The sequence below is a fragment of the Paenibacillus qinlingensis genome (assembly GCF_013204845.1).
Classification (GTDB): domain Bacteria; phylum Bacillota; class Bacilli; order Paenibacillales; family NBRC-103111; genus Paenibacillus_E; species Paenibacillus_E qinlingensis.
On record NZ_JABMKY010000014.1, the window covers coordinates 174,890 to 191,884 of the forward strand.

28 protein-coding genes and 1 tRNA gene are annotated in these 16,995 nt (G+C 44.7%); 6 read left to right on the forward strand and 23 right to left on the reverse strand.

Annotated features, from left to right (window positions below; all coding sequences use genetic code 11):
- Positions 1-84: 84 nt before the first annotated feature.
- From HQN88_RS23260 to HQN88_RS23335, 17 genes are all read right to left on the reverse strand, one after another.
- A complete protein-coding gene (locus tag HQN88_RS23260) occupies positions 85-519 on the reverse strand; it encodes a phBC6A51 family helix-turn-helix protein (RefSeq protein WP_173117007.1) in 435 nt (144 codons plus the stop codon).
- Between the two features lie 15 nt (positions 520-534).
- The gene (locus HQN88_RS23265; protein WP_173117009.1) at positions 535-1,125 is read right to left on the reverse strand and encodes a hypothetical protein; all 591 of its coding nucleotides are present in this window, start codon (positions 1,123-1,125) and stop codon (positions 535-537) included.
- Positions 1,122-3,071, reverse strand: coding sequence for a phage tail tape measure protein (locus HQN88_RS23270; RefSeq protein WP_173117011.1), 1,950 nt, complete (start codon positions 3,069-3,071; stop codon positions 1,122-1,124). The genes HQN88_RS23265 and HQN88_RS23270 overlap by 4 nt, the downstream gene beginning before the upstream one ends.
- Before the next feature lie 45 nt (positions 3,072-3,116).
- A complete protein-coding gene (locus HQN88_RS23275) occupies positions 3,117-3,497 on the reverse strand; it encodes a hypothetical protein (RefSeq protein ID WP_173117013.1) in 381 nt (126 codons plus the stop codon).
- A 61-nt stretch (positions 3,498-3,558) separates the two neighbouring features.
- Positions 3,559-3,840, reverse strand: coding sequence for a hypothetical protein (locus tag HQN88_RS23280; protein WP_173117015.1), 282 nt, complete (start codon positions 3,838-3,840; stop codon positions 3,559-3,561).
- A 17-nt stretch (positions 3,841-3,857) separates the two neighbouring features.
- On the reverse strand, positions 3,858-4,697 hold the full coding sequence (locus tag HQN88_RS23285; protein WP_173117017.1) for a hypothetical protein: 840 nt from the start codon (positions 4,695-4,697) through the stop codon (positions 3,858-3,860).
- A 29-nt stretch (positions 4,698-4,726) separates the two neighbouring features.
- Complete coding sequence (locus HQN88_RS23290) at positions 4,727-5,068, reverse strand: cold-shock protein (protein ID WP_173117019.1); 342 nt, start codon at positions 5,066-5,068, stop codon at positions 4,727-4,729.
- Positions 5,069-5,180: 112 nt separating this feature from the next.
- Complete coding sequence (locus HQN88_RS23295; RefSeq protein ID WP_173117021.1) at positions 5,181-5,402, reverse strand: hypothetical protein; 222 nt, start codon at positions 5,400-5,402, stop codon at positions 5,181-5,183.
- A 128-nt stretch (positions 5,403-5,530) separates the two neighbouring features.
- The gene (locus HQN88_RS23300; protein WP_173117023.1) at positions 5,531-5,740 is read right to left on the reverse strand and encodes a hypothetical protein; all 210 of its coding nucleotides are present in this window, start codon (positions 5,738-5,740) and stop codon (positions 5,531-5,533) included.
- Complete coding sequence (locus tag HQN88_RS23305) at positions 5,730-6,116, reverse strand: hypothetical protein (RefSeq protein ID WP_173117025.1); 387 nt, start codon at positions 6,114-6,116, stop codon at positions 5,730-5,732. Before HQN88_RS23305 ends, HQN88_RS23300 begins: the two co-directional genes overlap by 11 nt.
- A gap of 98 nt (positions 6,117-6,214) precedes the next feature.
- On the reverse strand, positions 6,215-6,439 hold the full coding sequence (locus HQN88_RS23310; protein ID WP_173117026.1) for a helix-turn-helix transcriptional regulator: 225 nt from the start codon (positions 6,437-6,439) through the stop codon (positions 6,215-6,217).
- A 111-nt stretch (positions 6,440-6,550) separates the two neighbouring features.
- Positions 6,551-7,420, reverse strand: coding sequence for a hypothetical protein (locus HQN88_RS23315; RefSeq protein WP_173117028.1), 870 nt, complete (start codon positions 7,418-7,420; stop codon positions 6,551-6,553).
- A gap of 12 nt (positions 7,421-7,432) precedes the next feature.
- The gene (locus HQN88_RS23320; RefSeq protein WP_173117030.1) at positions 7,433-8,635 is read right to left on the reverse strand and encodes a hypothetical protein; all 1,203 of its coding nucleotides are present in this window, start codon (positions 8,633-8,635) and stop codon (positions 7,433-7,435) included.
- Between the two features lie 839 nt (positions 8,636-9,474).
- Positions 9,475-9,666 (reverse strand): hypothetical protein, encoded by a 192-nt coding sequence (locus tag HQN88_RS23325; protein WP_173117032.1) that lies wholly within the window; start codon positions 9,664-9,666, stop codon positions 9,475-9,477.
- A 47-nt stretch (positions 9,667-9,713) separates the two neighbouring features.
- Positions 9,714-10,040 (reverse strand): hypothetical protein, encoded by a 327-nt coding sequence (locus HQN88_RS23330; protein ID WP_173117034.1) that lies wholly within the window; start codon positions 10,038-10,040, stop codon positions 9,714-9,716.
- Between the two features lie 14 nt (positions 10,041-10,054).
- Positions 10,055-10,180, reverse strand: a complete 126-nt coding sequence (locus HQN88_RS38160) for a hypothetical protein (RefSeq protein ID WP_274319845.1) — start codon at positions 10,178-10,180, stop codon at positions 10,055-10,057.
- On the reverse strand, positions 10,177-10,404 hold the full coding sequence (locus HQN88_RS23335; protein ID WP_173117036.1) for a hypothetical protein: 228 nt from the start codon (positions 10,402-10,404) through the stop codon (positions 10,177-10,179). Before HQN88_RS23335 ends, HQN88_RS38160 begins: the two co-directional genes overlap by 4 nt.
- A gap of 142 nt (positions 10,405-10,546) precedes the next feature.
- On the opposite strand from HQN88_RS23335, the gene HQN88_RS23340 reads away from it, so the two are divergent.
- Positions 10,547-10,795 (forward strand): helix-turn-helix domain-containing protein, encoded by a 249-nt coding sequence (locus HQN88_RS23340; protein ID WP_173117038.1) that lies wholly within the window; start codon positions 10,547-10,549, stop codon positions 10,793-10,795.
- A gap of 231 nt (positions 10,796-11,026) precedes the next feature.
- Here HQN88_RS23340 and HQN88_RS23345 read toward each other — a convergent pair whose 3' ends face one another.
- Positions 11,027-11,854, reverse strand: coding sequence for a hypothetical protein (locus HQN88_RS23345; protein WP_173117040.1), 828 nt, complete (start codon positions 11,852-11,854; stop codon positions 11,027-11,029).
- Between the two features lie 118 nt (positions 11,855-11,972).
- Here HQN88_RS23345 and HQN88_RS23350 point away from each other — a divergent pair, with 118 nt between their 5' ends.
- The 4 genes from HQN88_RS23350 to HQN88_RS23365 all read left to right on the forward strand — a co-directional run bounded on the left by HQN88_RS23350 (position 11,973) and on the right by HQN88_RS23365 (position 14,210).
- Positions 11,973-12,164, forward strand: coding sequence for a hypothetical protein (locus tag HQN88_RS23350; protein WP_173117042.1), 192 nt, complete (start codon positions 11,973-11,975; stop codon positions 12,162-12,164).
- A gap of 177 nt (positions 12,165-12,341) precedes the next feature.
- Complete coding sequence (locus tag HQN88_RS23355; protein WP_173117044.1) at positions 12,342-13,352, forward strand: fibronectin type III domain-containing protein; 1,011 nt, start codon at positions 12,342-12,344, stop codon at positions 13,350-13,352.
- 158 nt (positions 13,353-13,510) lie between these two features.
- Positions 13,511-13,696: a type II toxin-antitoxin system HicA family toxin gene (locus HQN88_RS23360; protein WP_173117046.1), complete on the forward strand. Its 186-nt coding sequence runs from the start codon at positions 13,511-13,513 to the stop codon at positions 13,694-13,696.
- Positions 13,697-13,781: 85 nt separating this feature from the next.
- Positions 13,782-14,210, forward strand: a complete 429-nt coding sequence (locus HQN88_RS23365) for a type II toxin-antitoxin system HicB family antitoxin (protein WP_173117048.1) — start codon at positions 13,782-13,784, stop codon at positions 14,208-14,210.
- Between the two features lie 165 nt (positions 14,211-14,375).
- On the opposite strand, the gene HQN88_RS23370 is transcribed toward HQN88_RS23365, so the two are convergent.
- Entirely contained in the window at positions 14,376-14,717 is a 342-nt protein-coding gene (locus tag HQN88_RS23370) for a hypothetical protein (RefSeq protein ID WP_173117050.1), read from the reverse strand.
- Between the two features lie 380 nt (positions 14,718-15,097).
- Here HQN88_RS23370 and HQN88_RS38690 point away from each other — a divergent pair, with 380 nt between their 5' ends.
- On the forward strand, positions 15,098-15,229 hold the full coding sequence (locus HQN88_RS38690) for a putative holin-like toxin (protein ID WP_420794190.1): 132 nt from the start codon (positions 15,098-15,100) through the stop codon (positions 15,227-15,229).
- A 184-nt stretch (positions 15,230-15,413) separates the two neighbouring features.
- On the opposite strand, the gene HQN88_RS37805 is transcribed toward HQN88_RS38690, so the two are convergent.
- The 4 genes from HQN88_RS37805 to HQN88_RS23385 form a co-directional block, all read right to left on the reverse strand.
- Entirely contained in the window at positions 15,414-15,782 is a 369-nt protein-coding gene (locus HQN88_RS37805) for a tyrosine-type recombinase/integrase (protein ID WP_337995206.1), read from the reverse strand.
- The gene (locus HQN88_RS37810) at positions 15,671-16,462 is read right to left on the reverse strand and encodes a tyrosine-type recombinase/integrase (RefSeq protein ID WP_274319853.1); all 792 of its coding nucleotides are present in this window, start codon (positions 16,460-16,462) and stop codon (positions 15,671-15,673) included. The genes HQN88_RS37805 and HQN88_RS37810 overlap by 112 nt, the downstream gene beginning before the upstream one ends.
- A gap of 153 nt (positions 16,463-16,615) precedes the next feature.
- Positions 16,616-16,703: transfer RNA gene (locus tag HQN88_RS23380), tRNA-Ser, on the reverse strand.
- Positions 16,704-16,779: 76 nt separating this feature from the next.
- Positions 16,780-16,995, reverse strand: a complete 216-nt coding sequence (locus HQN88_RS23385; protein ID WP_173117052.1) for a DUF951 domain-containing protein — start codon at positions 16,993-16,995, stop codon at positions 16,780-16,782.

Genomic DNA, 16,995 nt, shown 5'->3' on the forward strand with positions numbered 1-16,995 from the left:
TTATTGCGCATATCTCCGTTAAACAAAAAATAGCGCCAGCACAACGTTTTTAGGCGTTATACTGGCGCTTAGTTTATTGCACGCTTATCCGTTCATCATCGCGTCTAAATCAGCGATATCTTGACGAATTTCATCGTCTGTCTTACGTTTTGGTGCGTCAGATTCGCGTGAATCCTTAATTTCGGTAACATTCGTGAGCAAACTATGGCGACGGTAGAATAAATCGAGTGCCTTTACGCTACCAGCCTTAATCAATCGCATAACAGACGCGTTCGCCACTGGCCTCATCGCGCTAAACTGTATGTCTGATATGTAATTCAGATACTCTCCGAACTCCTCTTTATCTTTCCATTCGTAAAGTGTCCGCCTGCTAACGCCTACCTCCTCCGCGATTTGCTGCATCGTCTTCTTTTCTACGCCTTCAACGATACCGGCCCATTCGTTCTCCGCCATTAAATCAGCCGCTTTCCGCTGTTGAGCGGTAATTTGCGCCTCTAATACGCTCCTTCGCTTACCCATACGTATCCCCTCCGTCTAAATTTCGTGTTTTATCGTCTCATAGTGCGCCCAAGCTGCGGTTAATTCTGCTTCGAACGCTTCTGTATCCGCTTTAAGGCGTTCAATCTCAGCTTCAGCTAGTGTTATCTGGTTCGAATAGCTAACGTTTATGGTCGAGTTGTAAGCGTCATCGATCGGATCATGACCGCGCATCATCTTTATCGAGAAATGTAGCAAACGCAACACTTCTCCTACGTGAATAGCTTCGATATTACCGCTCTCTATCGCGCTATTAACTTCGTCCATTTGGCGGAGTATCCTATTTACCATACCTGCGTACAGTCCCGTTTCGAATCCAACCGACATACGTAATAATTCCGCAGTCTTTCGATACTCTACGAGCTTCGACATATCAATTGAAATTAGGCGTCCCTCCGCGATGATACCGGCATACTTGATTGCGATTGGTTCAAACGGTTTCAGCCGCTCAGCTAGTATGATCGATAACGGTAGCGGTACGAAATCCTCCGGAGGCTCCGCTGATTGACCGTTTTCTAAGCGTGCTTTCGTTAGTCGCTCTCTCAACTCTTCGGTTCGCTTGCGTATATCATCTAGAGTTTCCGTCATCTCGTCATCCCCCTTTGCTGCCATGCCTGCGTTGCGATGGCCTTCGCGATTGCGTCAATATCGGATTCATTGCGGATATTAAACGTGTTTCCGGTTACCGTGACGTTTCCGCCTGAGCCGCCTCTGTTAGCTCGGTAGTCATCTGCAGAAGCCTTATCGAGGACCATTTCATCGCGGTGAAGGAGTGCGGGCATACGATTATAACCTACCCTGCTCAGACCTCCGGCGTATCCGCTAGGTTCCGGTGATTTGATCCCGAAGAATCTTCCGAGTCCTCCGTTAACCTTGGTTAGCCCATCGTCGCCGAGAATTGCTTTCGGAATACCGAGAATCTTATTCCAAGCGTTATTTAACTGCTTCATTCCTGGGACGGTAGTCATCTTAGCTGTGAAATCAGTCGCAAACTCGGGAATTCCGCTATTATTAAATGCATCGCGAGCCTGATTCGAGTAACCCTGTGCAGCAATAGTTGCAGCGACTATTGCTTTACCTTGAATAGGAACAGGTGCTGCGGTTCCAGCTACAAGTCCTGACAGCAATGGGTGTTTTGTCAGCATCCCATCCAGGCCTTGGATTACTCCCTCACCTATTGCGCTACCCAGTTTAATTCCTGCGTCTGCTAGAGGGCCTGCTAGTACTCCGAGCTTTTCACCAAGAAAAGAGGTTATTTTCTCTGCGGTACTCTCGATAGAAGTCTTCCCACCGGTTGCATACCATTTTTGATACGCTTTATCTATCTCTTCAAAAGCGAAGTCAATCTTAGCGGAGAACGACATATCTCGGAAAGCTTGGTTATTCTTGAATGTGTCGTTAATCCACTTCGAAGCTTTTGTGGTAGCCGTCTCCATAGCAGCCGTAATCTGCGGAGTCTTATTGTTCACGTAATCACCTAGCGCATTAAACGTCGTCTTAATTGCAGGCAGTAACGGTTTGACAGCTTTTATCTGCAACGTTTCCAGTGCTCCTTTAAACTGCTCGATCGCACCTTTACCGTTGTTCATCTTCTCCGTAGCGACTTGGAGCGCAGTTACGTTGCTCATTTCGTCATAGAATTTCTTAACGCCATCAGCGCCCTCTTCGTAAAGAATATTACCGGCTCGTATTGCATCCGTTCCAAACATCGCCTCTAATGCCGCTTGACGCTGCATCTCATTCATTTTTCCGAGTGACTTGCGCAATGTTTCCGCAACGTTAGCGAGTGACTCAATCTTCCCGCTCGCCGTGAAAAACTTATTACCGGCGCCCTTCGTCGTGATACCGAGTTTATCGAATAGTGCGATTTGTTCTTTCGTACCAGGCTGCAAGTTTTGGAGCATCGTTTTCAGCGACGTACCGGCATCGGAGCCCTTGAATCCGTTATTAGCGAATAATCCCATCGCCGCATTCGTATCTTTGAACGTCATACCGAATCCTGCCGCAACTGCGGATACAGCCGCCAGTGACGTACGCAAATCCTCGACACCTGTTGCAGAGGCATTTGCAGTCCCGGCGAGAATATTCGATGCTTCAGCGGCAGATATCCCGTCCTTCTTATATGCGTTAAGAGCTGTCGACATAATCTCAGCTGCGTTCGCTAGTTCTATTCCGCCCGCTGTCGCGAGATTAAGGGCCGCTTCAAGTCCGCCAGTCTGCACTGTTGCCGGCGTTAAACCTGCTTTAAGCAACTCTTCTATACCGGCCGCAGCTTGAAGCGCGGAGTATTTCGTTTTACTTCCCATGGTGAGTGCGAGCTCTTCCATTTGTGCCATTTGAGCTGTACTGGCGCCGGTTAAAGCTTTAATCGTCGACATTTCTGCTTCGAAATCGAGCGCTTTACTGAACGATTTTGTCGCTATCGCAGCGGTTCCAAGCCCCGCCGTTAATGCGCCAACCGCCGCACTTACTCTGGTGATTTTCGCCCCGAGGCTAGCCATTTTTCCGATTGCTTTTGTCGCAGTTGGCGTCATATTATCGATTAATCGTAGACGCGCTATTAAATCAAATGCGATAGGTCATCTCCCCTTTCCGATCGGTAGCGCTTCACACGCGCTTACTAGGTTTTGAAAAGCCCGCGCCATTAGATCGATCTGCTTGCGAGCATGGCGTGGTACTGGCTTGCCTGGCACGTACTGTGCGAACGTCTTATCGGTTTCTGTTAGCTCCAATAGCACGCGGTCCATGCGGAAGGCTAGACGTGATAATTGCGGGATCCCTGACGTTCGGAACTCGCCAGCAATACTCTGATACTGCGCGTGGTCATCCGGATGCCTCGTTTCAAACCGGAAGTCTCCGAGCTCGCATCGCTCCGTTATTTGCGCAATAATTTCGTTAATACGACCGGCCTTCTCAATGAGCTCCCATTGATGGTCGGTTAACTCCGTGTTATTTTTCAATTTGATCACCTCTCCGTTTAAATAAAAGAAGCCAGCGGTAACCCGCCGACTCCTCACGTTTCTATTCGTATCTGGCGCCTGTTTGATCACGCTTGTTAAATGACGCGATAATCCTCGCCTTATGCTTCACGTAGGCCGCCGCATCGATCGGCTGTTTACTAGACTCCGCTTTTAAATAAAGCGAGCTGAGTGCGCCTAGATTCGGTCTCATACCGCGAATATCGAGCGTCGTTCCATCCGGATACGTCCACGTTGCCGCTTCTAGATCAACGCCCGCTGACAATGCTACCACTATCTCATCTTGATCAATCGTTGTTACCGCGTTACTTGTAGATACTCTCATACTCATCCTCTTTTCGGTTATTGTCTAATAGTTCTTGGTGACTGCATCGACATCGTTGGTCGCGAATTTTGCGGGCTCGCTTTAGGTATACGGGCAATAGGGTCCTCGAAAATAAACCCTGTCTCCTCAGGGATAACAGGCGCATCTTCGTCCGGATTATTCGCAAAATACTCATCCGGTCGATTTACGAACGATGAAATCCGCGGACCGAAGTTCTGTCCGATTGCAGTCTCGATTGCAAGGTTAAACGTCCGCGTTTGCAGTAGCTCCTCACTTACCCCCAGAAGTTCAATCGCCTCTTGCGCTTCCTCAGATAATGTCGACGTTTTCACTCCCTCGAACAAACCTAGAAGCTGTTGCCTATACGATCCCGCATCCGATCCGGCTGCTTGGAGAATCGGTGTAACTAAATCCGTAAATATATCTCTTACTCGCGTTGCAAATGCCGGCTCGTCGATCGACTGAATGAACGCAGCCAGCTTGTCTTTAGCGGTTTTAGGATTCGCAAGTAAAATTTCCGTTCTCAATTCAGTAAGGCATTTTTCGAATCGCTCCTGTTTCTCTGCGTCCACCTTCGGGACCTTAGCATGAATTAATCGCTCAGCTAACTGCTTAGCTTGTAATAGGGATTCGGTGTATTCTCGTTTCTGTGAGCGCAATGATAACAAGAGTTCGCGTGCCTTTACTTTGCCAAAGTAGTCCGATACCTCTGCTGCTTCATCTGAAGAATACTTGCGTTTTATTTGCGCCTTTTTCACGACGTAGTCGTCTTGGAATTGGCGATATTTGTATGTAGACGTCTGCTTAACCTCTTGCGCTTTTTCGATTAATGATACAATTTCTTGTACTTTACTCATGGTTTGGTTCCCCCTAGTTTTGTGTAATTTTAATGAATATCGGAAATGTTTACAGCGATCTCGCGACCGCTACGTTCATCAATTCGCAGTTTAAATCGAAGTTTATCGCCTCTTACAACGCGATCAATTCCTGCCTGTTGTAACTCTGTTGCGTGGATAAAGGCGTCCTTTTCACGTCCTGGGACTTTCGCGAATCCAAAACCACGGTCAAAGTAGTAGTGTACAACGGTCCCCGTAATCTTTTCCTCGCCTGGTGTCGGTTTAGGCTTCGGTTTTTCAACTTCTATCTTACGATCGTAATCTGCGAATGGGACTAACCAATCAAGTTCCTCGCCAGTACCCGTACCGCCACGCCATGTGTTTGATCTCATCGTAATTCCTCCTCTAACGTGTCCGTGATTGCTTCTAATTCTTCTTGAAGTCGCGTAATCTCCGCTTTAATAGCGCTTTGTTGTTCTTTCAGATGCTCTTGCAACGTAATCTTCATAGAAAATCCTCCCGTTTCATTGGTTTAGTTTTAGAATCGTTAACTAGCGTTGATAGCAGCACTTTTGCGCGAGCCTCCGTGCAGTCATCCCCGACGCGATAAAACAGCGCACGTTCATCGGAAGTGATAACGCAGGCCAGTTTCGTCTTCGTGCCGGGGTAATATTGGCCGCCATCGCACAGCATAATCGAAGCTACCTCCGCTTTACGTTTAGGCATTGGCTAACCTCCCCGTTATTTCCGTGCATATTTGGTACGCTTTTGGCATCGTATGCCTTAAAGCGCGACAAAGAGGCCCCGAAGGTGTTTATACCTTCCGTGCTTTGAACCGCTTATATTGCGGCGAATCAGCGTAAAACGTCCACTTCGAACAGATTACGCGCCGAGCGTTTTCGTTCGGATGGGATTCGGTACTGTAGCGCAACTAACTCGCCATCTCGGTAATATCGCGCCATAATTTCAAAATGGTATGAGCGTTTGATCTTCGCCATTACTGCGTGATCCTCTGTATATCCTGCGAGGTTGTCCCCGTCCAGTCGCCATAACTTATTGCCCACGATAATCACCGCCAAACTGGACGAACGTGTCTTTCCGGATCGGGTACGCCTCGGGCCACTCTCCGTGTTTAACGGCTTCTAGAAGCAAGAAATAAATGGCTCCGCGAATCTCGAATTTAGGAATATTGCGATTCGTTTTAGGTGAGTACTCGTAACAGAACATAGTGCTGAATCGCTCGATCAGCGCAAAAAACTTCCCAGGTTCCATACGCGAAATATATTCGAGTTTGTTTGCTTCCCTCTTTATGAAACGTAATATTAGGTTCAGAAACTCCTGGGATTCTGGCGAGTCAATAATAAACACGTCTAACTTGATTGCTCGTTTGGTTTCTGAATATCTGACGTATGTATATCCCTTATCATCGTGATAAAACATTTCCCCTCTTCCTCATTGCGATTGCTGCGGTCTACATTCGACTAATTTTCGCCCGCGTGAAGCCCGACCGTTTAACGTCCGGAAGTAAGACGTATTTATCACAGCGCCAGTTTAGCGGAAGCCTTCGCTGCTGCGATCGCTTCAAGTATGTCCGCGCTCATTCCGAAACGTTGCGCAACTATAACCCGCAACTTATCTGAAACATTAAGGTAGCCTGACTCTGCCGACGCTACGCATGACTTCGAGATGCCGAGCGCAGCCGCGAATTGCGATTGCGTCATACCGTGGTAGATACGAATTGCTCTCAATGCTTCTCTGTTCATATCACAAATCTCCTTTCTGTTTTTGAATAGTCACATTTCAGCACAAAAAATTAGATGGCCGAAGCATCTCGCCTCTGCCTTCTTCCCACCTACGTATAGTAATACGCCAAACTAGGACACTTTTTTAGTCATCACCCTCAGCGCCCTCCCTAAACTGTCCTCGCGTAACTTCAATTTACGGGCAATGTAGCGTACTTTAATCCTTATCCTACCGTTTAAATCCGTTACATAATCGGCTAAATCGAAGCCTGACGCCATATCCGCCAATATTACCGCATCTATTGACTCGACTAACGCAGCCTGCCGCCTGGATAATCTCCCTCTTTTCGCTGTCCCGATACCAAATATAGCGTAATCGACAGTGTAAAAATGCTTATCTACATACCGTGTCTTACCACCTCTCCGGACTCGCCGCTTATCGGCGAATTGCTGGCGGACGTAAGCCGTCTTAGTTACGCGATTGATATAGCGGACTATCTCTCTCGGAGTCCTCGCAGAGTCGACGTGTAATAGTGCGTAAACTAGCGCCTCCTCAATATCGGACCAGTGTTCCGCGATAATGACCGCCGCCGCTTTGGCTCTTTCGGACTGCGCCTGCCCGTTCAGCACCTTATACGCCTGCCACAAGTCCCAGTAGGCGTCTCCGTAGTATCGGTAAAGGTACGGCGCGTGTTGGGCGTAATTCTCTAAAGTACAATCGCGACTATACAAACGGTTGTATACTCCAACGTAATAATCGAACGTCGAGCGCGGGCTATCCTCTGCATGCCCACCTGTATCCGGCATTCCGTACTTTATCGTTGATAATCGGCCGCTGATTAGGCGTAGACATCGAAGCGCGATATAGTTTACGTCAGGTAGATCGCGCACCCCGCGGCTGAGATAATCATAAGACATGGCCGTTTTGATATCGTCGAGAATAGCGCGGTTCCCGTCCGTCTGGTATGCTTGGATCGCTTCGTTTATTAACGTTACCAACACGTCTCCCCTCCCCTAAATTTCGTATTTACTCCACGCTATCAGCAGCGAGCGCATGCGACTTGACGGTAAATATAAGCGGATAGGCTGTCCAACACGAATACGCGAGCGCCATATCCACTGTAAGAGGTCGGATACCGCCAGTAGGTCCTGGTCAACGCTGATGCCGCGATCTTCAAAAAATACTCGCTCAATTGGGCTCAAAAATTGATTGAATATATAAGCGAGTGCCCACCGATCCTTAAACTCGTTCGTTGCGCGGATATTTACAGGAACAAACGACTTCGCATAACCTCTCCCTCTCAAGTCGTTTTGACAATCCTTTAAAGTTGTCCAAAGGATTTCCTCCCCCTTAGCTTTGCAGATATTTCGGAAATAGTTATAAGTGTTTCGTTGTATACGTCCTAGTGTGTCGGCATCATAATTGCGTAATCTCTTTGAACTTAAAGCGTAATAGGTGTCGCCGTACTCGTTTAGGGGACCATCATAAACGTCGATCAAACACATTACTTCCTCGCGTTTCTCTTGCCTTCTATCATACTCAACTAGCTCATAATCGCCGTCTTTGCGCCTAGTTACCGACTTGTACTCATATACCATCCCGTGGAGATCGTAATAATAGCGCTGAACCTGTGCTGCGAACAAATAAGTCATGACGATAACCTCATCGAACGCTTGAAATACACGAGGAGGAAACGCCCATAAAAAGAAATTGTCGCGGTGAACGAAAAGGTTTCCGGCTTTGGCGAGCAGCTTAATATCGTCGAAGCGCCCGTCTGTATAGTCGTCGCTAATCCAATAAACACGCGTGTCACGCACCTCTATACGCCCGGAGTCAATCAGCGTTCTGATATCCGATGCGCTGATAGGAGCCCGATCGATCACGTCCATCACCTCATCAAGTAACAACGTATAGCCTGCGTCTGTAAGCAGCTCTATCAACTCATCGTCCGCGGATTGAAATAAGCTGTGCGTGGCTACGATATTCCGTTCCGTCGCGATTAACTCCTTGAGACTCCGTAATTTCCGCCCTTCACTATTAGCGTTATTTGGTTCGCTGAATCTCCGATTTGTAACCGTGGCTATCACGCGTTGTACTTCGTCAAGGTATGGCGTTATGTATATGAACTTCTGGTCCGCTGGCGCTTCGTTAACGTGCTGTAACGCCCATGACGTTTTACCGCTACCCATAATCGAATCTACAACCGTTATCTTCATACCATCCGAGCCTCCTCTTATTTGTAGATAGCGCTACTCCTTCCGCTAATTACGTCTGACTCCGATCTAGCACGTCTATATATCCTCTCTATAGGAAATCGCGATAAAAGCCCGTAGTGGCGCGGGTTTTCAGCTACGTTTAGCACGTTTGATGTGCTAACATTATCAAAACGTTCGTTCGCGTTGATTCAGATTGAATCCTCGGGAACTAATGTGACTGCCGCGGCCGAAGATCGGCCTTGCCCCTTCCGCGTAAAGAACACGCGTCAGGGATGGTGTTAGTAAATATATAAATATAATTTCATCGCGGAGATTTGAGGACGGCAAGCCGGACTCAAGCAAGGGGGCGGTTTATTGCCCCCGCGCTAGGTTCCTACATTGCTTTTATGTACAATCAAGGTAGGTTCGCGCATTTTTACGTAAAACTTAATCTCGTTCTATACTAATACTTACGCAGTAACTTTCGTTCTCGCACATTTATTACGACGCCGTCCGGAAGATTTCCGTACAGTTGACTGTATCCACCTTATGTGACTTTCGCGCACATTTTTTCGAAAAAAGTTTTGAAACGTTGAAACAAAGCGAATGTACGTTCGTATTATTAGGTATAAGAAACGCGCAGACGATTTTACGGTCGCCTACGCGTTATAATTAAACCGACGCAATGCCTATGAGCGTTAGCGCGCTCCACATTCTAATGTAAACAGGGGCAGAAGATTCCGGCGTGGCGATTCCACACAGTTAGCGCTATGTAGACACCGGTAAAACAACGGAGTTGGCGTACGAGCATTTGGCGCTGCTCCTCCAGCAAGTACGGTTAACAGACGTTGGCGCGCGAGTTAACCAAGGCATACATTACGTATAATTGCGAGTTGATCCGGTGTTTCAAACGCTCGAATCGTTGAAACACCGGTGTAGCCGTTCTCACTTTGCTTAACGCGTTGTAGAAGCACGGCAGCAGATTCGTTATTGTAAACCAATGCTACAGCATCACACACGATTACGGCGGTATTCCCGTCGACAGTAATCAAATAAATCACCCCCTTTCCGGCCATTTTCGGAAAAAGAAAGACGCTTATCAGGCGTCAGGAACGAGATTTAGCTCAATATCGTATTCGGTTTCGATAAGTTCATGCGTAACAAAGTCGTAGGCGGAGCGCCCCTTTAACATCGCGACAATCTCCGGAATAACGGTTTCATCGCGATCGGTACGGCCGATTAAAAGGAATGCACCAATTTGACGGTATAAGTCCGGCTTGTCCAGCACTTCAACTCGGATAACCCAAACGTTACCGCCATCTTCGCGATCAATGAAAAACACGGTGTTTTCTGAGGTAAGGACGCCAGGAACTGGTCTATATTCACCTTGGTCAAAAGGTCCAATTTCAGCAATAACTTTTTTCATTAGTTAGCGACCCCCTACGATAATAATTGGCGAATGACTTCCGAAATCGTAAACGCAAGCAGCTTCGCGAGTGCCCGTCCACTAATGCGGCGACGGCGGCCTGGTGGCGGCGGGTAAAGAGATGCTCTAACGTAAGTCATACAGCGACATCTCCTTTCGCGAGAGATACGATGAAGCCGAGTGCGGCTGCAATGGATGGCGCTACTTCTACGGCACCTAACACAGCGTCACGTCCTACGCCTGTTATCGCGCAAAAATATCCGCGTTGAAGCGAAATAGTCTGACGATCGGTAGCGTTTAACATAGTTGCGTGAATAGTTCCGGACAAAGAGTGCATAATGAATTGGATATGTACGTTATTCATAATTTTTGAAACCTCCTCGAATTGTTATCGTATAGTGTTTAACTTCTGTCGTTTAACATTAGTTTATACGCCCTAACGTTAAACGTCAAGAAGTAATTTCCAGTTGATAAGTATTACGTTATAATCGGGAGGTGAGGAGTTGATGGAGTTGGCAATTCGGATTAAGTTAAACGAAGTTCTTGAAGCCACGAAGATCGATAAAGAAATAACAAAGAACGCACTCGCCCGTGAAGCTAAAGTACGTCCTAATCTTATTTATGATTTATGTGAAGGTAAGACAAAGCGTATTGAGCTAGAAACGTTAAGCACCATAATAGATACATTGCAGGAATTGACGGGTAATACATACTCCCTTGGCGATGTTCTTGAATATGTCTCCGATAAGAAATAGACCGTGCCCTCACTAGAGGAACGCGGTTTTTATTTTTATATCCATATTAAATTATTAAACTGCCATTCATGGTTCCTACCGAGCACCATTTGTATTCGATGAGCATAAAATTGTTGCGGACGATAAAAACTCGGTGACTCTAGCCTCTTTATCACATTAGTTGGCAAATCAAACCTTGCGGCGAATTGATCCTGCGTCATACTAGTACATAATGCACATCCCCCAAAGAAATTAAAAATCTAACTCAAGTTCCGATTCGGCTATCTTTAATTGATTTAAAATGAATTCTTGGCTACTTCTAGTATCTTCTTCAATTACATCTTCCTCAAGTGAGATCTCCCGCCTCGATATAATCTCATAAACATACCAGTGAACCGCTAAATTGTAATAAATATATTTTCGGAAGTTTAGTTTCACTGTGTCCCCCGATGAATAATTAAGATCCGTGCAATCATTTAGAAATCTCTTATCTACTTTACCGTTTCTATGGACAATGAGATTCCTAAGGCTGATTAACTCAAGGATTACCTTTCTCACATGTTCATTAATTTGCCCACCGTACCCAATTGAATCGAGAAGTGATTCGAATTTACCGACACCTCTCTTTAAGTTTGATTTTGTTTCGTGTTTTATTAAATCAAGAATGTACTCTGATCTATCTTCTTTTGTAAGTCCTGAAAATTCTATGATCGGAACTTTTACTTTTTTTAACACCTCTATTTCCGTCAAATTTATTTCATTTTCGATTATATAAAAAGCAAATTCATCCACAAAAGTCTCTAAGAGTGAGCAGAGTTTAATTATAATTAACCTGTAAGAATAATCATTTCCATTTCTAATTTGTCCCGTTGCAAAATCATGATACCTTGCTATATGATACAAATCTTGCTCTTTAGAGACGTTTGGCATTGGTCTATCATCTCTAAAGTAACTATCATGCTCAAACATTCCGTGATCTGAAATCATGCTAAAGTAACCTAAATACTCAAGCTCACTTAGCATTTCTGTGAATAAATTTGTTTCTTGAGAATCCTTATTATATTTATCTATTATACCCACCGTCCTTTTCACTCAAATTATATCAAAAATTTGTTGTTCATTCCGCTATTAAATGATAATATTCGGGTAAATCCGCCGGAAGCAACGGTAAAAATACGATAACTTCCGGAGGTATTGAATGATTAAAAATCTAACGACCAGCGTCGATCTCTTTACAGCCGCCTTATCGCAGACTACCGTTACTATTAGCATTGATGGAAACTTGGAATACGCAGGCATCATACGTGAGTATTGCGATAACTATGTGAAGGTAAATGACGTTTTTTATTTGCAAAGTAAGTACGAGTTTAGCGTAGTTACGCGTTCCTAACATTAATATAGCGCCAAGTTTAACGGATGAGATTCCGCTAGGCTTGGCGTTTTTTACATAAAATTAACGAACGAAATACTTATATTACATTATTTTACTGGAAATGTTTAGACAGATTATGTCGAATAATGTAATATTCACTAAGTAACTTAAAATTAGTAAAAGGTGGTAGTTATTTTGAAAAGCGATAAAAAAGTATTAAAAGGCCTTAGTTTGGTAGTATTTATGTTATTTTTGACTCTTTCTTTATCTGTCACAGCAAATGCAGCTACCGATTATTCAGGCGGTTTGCTGGATAACAAGCCAACAACGTCAGGAGCAGGTTTTGCCACTTACTATTCTACTTACGGAGTTCAAACGGATAATAACGAAGCTACCACGGCTTCGTACTCCGCATATGGTGGAAACGTCGACTCAGCTTGGTATGTATTTTCTCAACCACAATCAATTGGATCTTTCCGAGTAAATGCTTTAAATAAAAAAGTCGGGATTTATTTCTTCGATTCTACTGGAGCTCTTATTCAAAGCATGACTACGGGGCTTGTTTCTGATGGTTCGTTAAATACAATTCCAACGGTAAAAAACGTAACGAAAGTAGGATTTAGGAATCTAGAAACATCAATAATTTACATAAATGAATTTAATGTTTATGCAGCACAACCGGTAGCGAATTCGCCAATAAATCTAGAAGCAGTCCCTTCAAACTCATCAATCAATCTCAACTGGACCGCTGTCACCGGAGCAACGTCCTACAACGTCAAACGCGCAACAACCGCTGGCGGACCGTACACAACGATTGCAACAAGTGTTACAGGAGCTACGTACACGGATAATTCAGTTACTAACGGTACTACATACTATTACGTTGTCACAGCGGTAAATGCCGGCGGTGAGAGCGGAAACTCTAACGAATCATCCGCAACTCCAACCGCACCAGTAACACCACCGCCTTCTGGCCGTGCCTTACTCGTCATCACGCTAGTTAACGGACTCGAAAAAGAATACGATTTACCTATGGCGGACGTAAACGCGTTCATCAACTGGTACAACGGTCGCGCTGATGGAACCGGATCAGAAGTTTACACGTTTAACAAAACGTACAACCTCGCGAAGTTTGTCAGCCGCAAAGATTACATCGCGTTCAGCAAAATCGAAACGTTCGAAGTTAACGAATATAATCCGAATTAACTGAAATAGCGCAAGTGTACCGGAATTTTTCCGATGCACTTGCGCTATTTTGTTGTTCGTCTCAATGATATAGATAACACGTGTAATAGCACGTATTTAATTATTGACACGTATTATTATACGTGCTATAATTAATTCATAGCAAAGGAGTTGACGCGATGGCGAGTAGCAGAGAATTAATAGCGATGATCGAACGCGATGGATGGATCGAAGTAAATCAAGTCGGAAGTCATAAGCAATATAAGCATCCGACCAAAAAGGGACGCGTCACTATCCCCCATCCGAACAAAGACATACCGATTAAAACTGTACATAGCATCCTGAAGCAGGCGGGGCTTAAATAGCCCCTATGCTTAGGATTATATATAAAATAAAAATAACTAAAACACACATCCTGTATTGTAATTCAACACATAAAGGAGGTAAACAATGAATAAAGACCGCTACGTTTTCCCCGCGATTTTTGATTATGCTGACGACGGTATTACCGTAACATTTCCTGACCTGCCTGGCGCCATCACTTGCGGTGATACAGACAGCGAAGCTTTACGAATGGCGAAGGAGTGTTTAGCGTTGCATCTCTACGGAATGGAACGCGATAACGATGATATTCCGGAACCATCCGCGGCTAAAGCGCTTCGTAACGTCGCCAATAGCACGAATGAGGTTATCGTACTTATCGAAGTTTGGATGCCGCCATTCCGCGATGAAATGGCGAATAAAGCCGTCAAGAAAACGCTGACTATCCCGAAATGGCTCGATGATATAGCCGCAGAAAATAACGTAAACTATTCGCACGTTCTCCAAGACGCATTGAAAACGCATCTCGGCGTAAGCGATCGAAAAAATATAAAGTAAAAATAATATACGACGAAGAACCTACCGTTTAATTGCGGTAGGTTCTAAGCGTTTGTAGCCCCTAATTAGACGCGATTCACCTTCGGATGAGTAAATACCCTACGACCGCCTCAATCGCGCTAATTTGACGGCAAAAAGCGCAGTCATCTCTTGAAGAAGCTGCGCTTAACGTGTTACTGTGACATCTTGTACTTCACTAACTGCTTTTCCGGACATCCGAAATAATACAAAGGATAGTACCGCAAATATTAACATAATCCAGCTAAGAAATGCGCCAGTTAGCAGCGATATTACAAGCGCGATTACAAACATGAGTCCTGCTCTCATCGGCTCTCTAAATGATAACGCTCCACCGAAGATATAAAGTAACATTACGATAGCACTGGCTACACCTGCGAGTGTATACGATAAACTATTCAACTCTTGCCCCAAGGTGTAACGACTGTAAGCATACAACCCTAATAGAAGCGCAAGGAATAGCGCAGAAACTCCCGTTGCAATACGCATGAATTACAATCTCCTTTTTTTCGCGTAATTTTCCATAATTATACTACATACTAAATGAGCCCGCCATAGTTTCGTGTAAACGCAGAAAAAGCGCCACCCTACCGCGATTAGGCGATAAGATGGCGCTATTTTTACTGTGTTGGTAAATCGGCTGCTCTACGCAATTCATTCGCGAGCCAGTGAATATATGCCCGCTGTTCGGCGTCCTCAGTCGCATGCCATGCTGGGGATTATCGCGTAAATATTCTCAGTTGATGATTAAACATACTTTGAAATATAATTGCATTAGCAAAGTGGGAAATGATAGAAATCACAGCATACCACCCCTATCATTAATTGCAAAATTTTATGTTATAATATGTCTAGTAAAGTGATAGGGTATGAAAGGGGGTCTAGCTCGACTCTTGACTACATTCCAATTGCTAACACTTATGATATCTTTTGCTGCACTTATTGTTACTTCTTTTGGCGTAATTATTGCTCTACTAAACGTTGTACAAAACAAAAAATAGCCCAACCTCAGCCCGAGATAAGAAGCTACTTTTTAACAACCAAATCACTTTGCTACAACGACCGAGGTTTCGCAGGCCTCGGTTTTGTTGTGTATAATTTCATTTTACTTTTATAACACACAAAAGTAAATATTATTATTGACTTTTATGCGTCACACATACATTCATGTCGACTTGTATTACGCTAATTCCGCCTTAAAACTTTCCCCAACGGACTAAACCGCTTATGTTGTTCCGCTAGATCCTCTCCGCTAACCTGCACGTATTTTCGCGTTGTAGCTATGTCTGCGTGCCCCATCATCTTCATTAAACTAAACACGTCCATTCCGTTGATTGCGGCCATAGTAGCAAAGTTATGTCTCAGCACATGCGGCGATACTCTCTTCTCTATTTTCGCTTTTTCCGCGTAGTTTACAAACGATTTCTGCAACGTCTTCTCGCTCAATTGTTCACCATAATTCGTATTGAAAACGAACCGACTCTCGAAGTGCTCTTCAGACTCTGCAATAAGTTGTCGTAATAGTCGAATCGTCTCAATGGAAAGAGGTAAGATTCGAGATTTACGATTCTATTTTTGATTGCCGGTAGGATGATCTGCTTTTTAACAAAATCTATCTCAGACTTCTCAAGCGAGCATATCTCATTCAAACGCATACCAGAATCCAAAATTAATATTAACGCGATATAGTCCCTCCATTGAGCATATGACTTCTGGTCCGGAGCTCTTAACAACCGTTTTAGCTCGTCTTCTGTCAGTGGCTCAACTGTATCGACGTCCTGGCGCATTAGGGACAGGTTTAGAGCGGGATTACGGTCTATAACCTCCTCTGAGTAGAGAATATTAAAGAACGTCCTTAGAACGCGAATACGGACGTTTACGGAGGACGCAGCTAACCCCACCTTATCCTTACTAAATTCAGATTTAAACGGATGCCCCTCATAATAACCTTTTTCTTTTGCACACCAAAGAACGTAATCGCGCATTACTGTCGCGGTAACGTCCTGTACCGATACTTCTCCGTACTTCGCGTTAACCCATTCGATAAAATAATCCATATTCTCAATATAGCCGCGAAGAGTACGTTCCTTTAGATTATTCGCGCGTTTAATCTTCATTACGTAATCTACCGCTTCTTTCAACGTATAACTCGGTAGATTAACGTCAGGCAGCGGCTGCCGATCGAACAACTGCTTACGCCCCTCACGTTTGTCATTACGATTACCAATTCGCATAACGAAAAAACCTCCTACGCATTATTTGCGTAGAAGGTTAACGAGTCAGTTAGGTGTAAGCGAATCAGTTAGCGACTAAAACGAGTTAATCGAACTGCTTACGTTACACATATCGTACTGAAAACGTTGATACAGCGGGCTTTTGAAACGGTACGGAAAGAGTGGGAGTCGAACCCACGCACGCCTCGCGACGCCTAACTGATTTCGAGTCAGCCCCCTTGGACCACTTGGGTACCTTTCCAAGAAAATGAGAACAGGACTTATTGTATCAAAAAAGTCTGTCTCTCGCAAGTGTTTTACTATTTTTTATGAAAAGTTTAGTTCGTCTCTTCGTCTGTCACCGCATTGCTGCGTAATATTTTTTTGAGCTTGCTCTCAAACTTCGTTCTTGGGACGAGGACGCTGTGCTTACATCCTACACACTTGATCCGAATGTCCATCCCCATTCGAATAATTTCCATTTCATTTGTACCGCATGGATGGGGCTTTTTCATCTGTACAACATCGCCAAGTTGGTATTCCTTCTTTTCCAT

Coding starts and splice junctions, on each gene's coding strand:
- HQN88_RS23365 (WP_173117048.1), top strand. CDS start 13,782: ATGAATAAAGACCGCTACGTTTTCCCCGCGATTTTTGATTATGCTGAC.
- HQN88_RS23370 (WP_173117050.1), bottom strand. CDS start 14,717: ATGCGTATTGCAACGGGAGTTTCTGCGCTATTCCTTGCGCTTCTATTA.
- HQN88_RS23350 (WP_173117042.1), top strand. CDS start 11,973: ATGATTAAAAATCTAACGACCAGCGTCGATCTCTTTACAGCCGCCTTA.
- HQN88_RS23320 (WP_173117030.1), bottom strand. CDS start 8,635: ATGAAGATAACGGTTGTAGATTCGATTATGGGTAGCGGTAAAACGTCA.
- HQN88_RS23340 (WP_173117038.1), top strand. CDS start 10,547: ATGGAGTTGGCAATTCGGATTAAGTTAAACGAAGTTCTTGAAGCCACG.
- HQN88_RS23295 (WP_173117021.1), bottom strand. CDS start 5,402: ATGCCTAAACGTAAAGCGGAGGTAGCTTCGATTATGCTGTGCGATGGC.
- HQN88_RS23265 (WP_173117009.1), bottom strand. CDS start 1,125: ATGACGGAAACTCTAGATGATATACGCAAGCGAACCGAAGAGTTGAGA.
- HQN88_RS37810 (WP_274319853.1), bottom strand. CDS start 16,462: ATGCGAATTGGTAATCGTAATGACAAACGTGAGGGGCGTAAGCAGTTG.
- HQN88_RS38690 (WP_420794190.1), top strand. CDS start 15,098: ATGAAAGGGGGTCTAGCTCGACTCTTGACTACATTCCAATTGCTAACA.
- HQN88_RS23335 (WP_173117036.1), bottom strand. CDS start 10,404: ATGAATAACGTACATATCCAATTCATTATGCACTCTTTGTCCGGAACT.
- HQN88_RS23290 (WP_173117019.1), bottom strand. CDS start 5,068: ATGAGATCAAACACATGGCGTGGCGGTACGGGTACTGGCGAGGAACTT.
- HQN88_RS23330 (WP_173117034.1), bottom strand. CDS start 10,040: ATGAAAAAAGTTATTGCTGAAATTGGACCTTTTGACCAAGGTGAATAT.
- HQN88_RS23285 (WP_173117017.1), bottom strand. CDS start 4,697: ATGAGTAAAGTACAAGAAATTGTATCATTAATCGAAAAAGCGCAAGAG.
- HQN88_RS38160 (WP_274319845.1), bottom strand. CDS start 10,180: ATGACTTACGTTAGAGCATCTCTTTACCCGCCGCCACCAGGCCGCCGT.
- HQN88_RS23385 (WP_173117052.1), bottom strand. CDS start 16,995: ATGGAAAAGAAGGAATACCAACTTGGCGATGTTGTACAGATGAAAAAG.
- HQN88_RS23260 (WP_173117007.1), bottom strand. CDS start 519: ATGGGTAAGCGAAGGAGCGTATTAGAGGCGCAAATTACCGCTCAACAG.
- HQN88_RS23280 (WP_173117015.1), bottom strand. CDS start 3,840: ATGAGAGTATCTACAAGTAACGCGGTAACAACGATTGATCAAGATGAG.
- HQN88_RS23270 (WP_173117011.1), bottom strand. CDS start 3,071: ATGACGCCAACTGCGACAAAAGCAATCGGAAAAATGGCTAGCCTCGGG.
- HQN88_RS23305 (WP_173117025.1), bottom strand. CDS start 6,116: ATGTTTTATCACGATGATAAGGGATATACATACGTCAGATATTCAGAA.
- HQN88_RS23310 (WP_173117026.1), bottom strand. CDS start 6,439: ATGAACAGAGAAGCATTGAGAGCAATTCGTATCTACCACGGTATGACG.
- HQN88_RS23360 (WP_173117046.1), top strand. CDS start 13,511: ATGGCGAGTAGCAGAGAATTAATAGCGATGATCGAACGCGATGGATGG.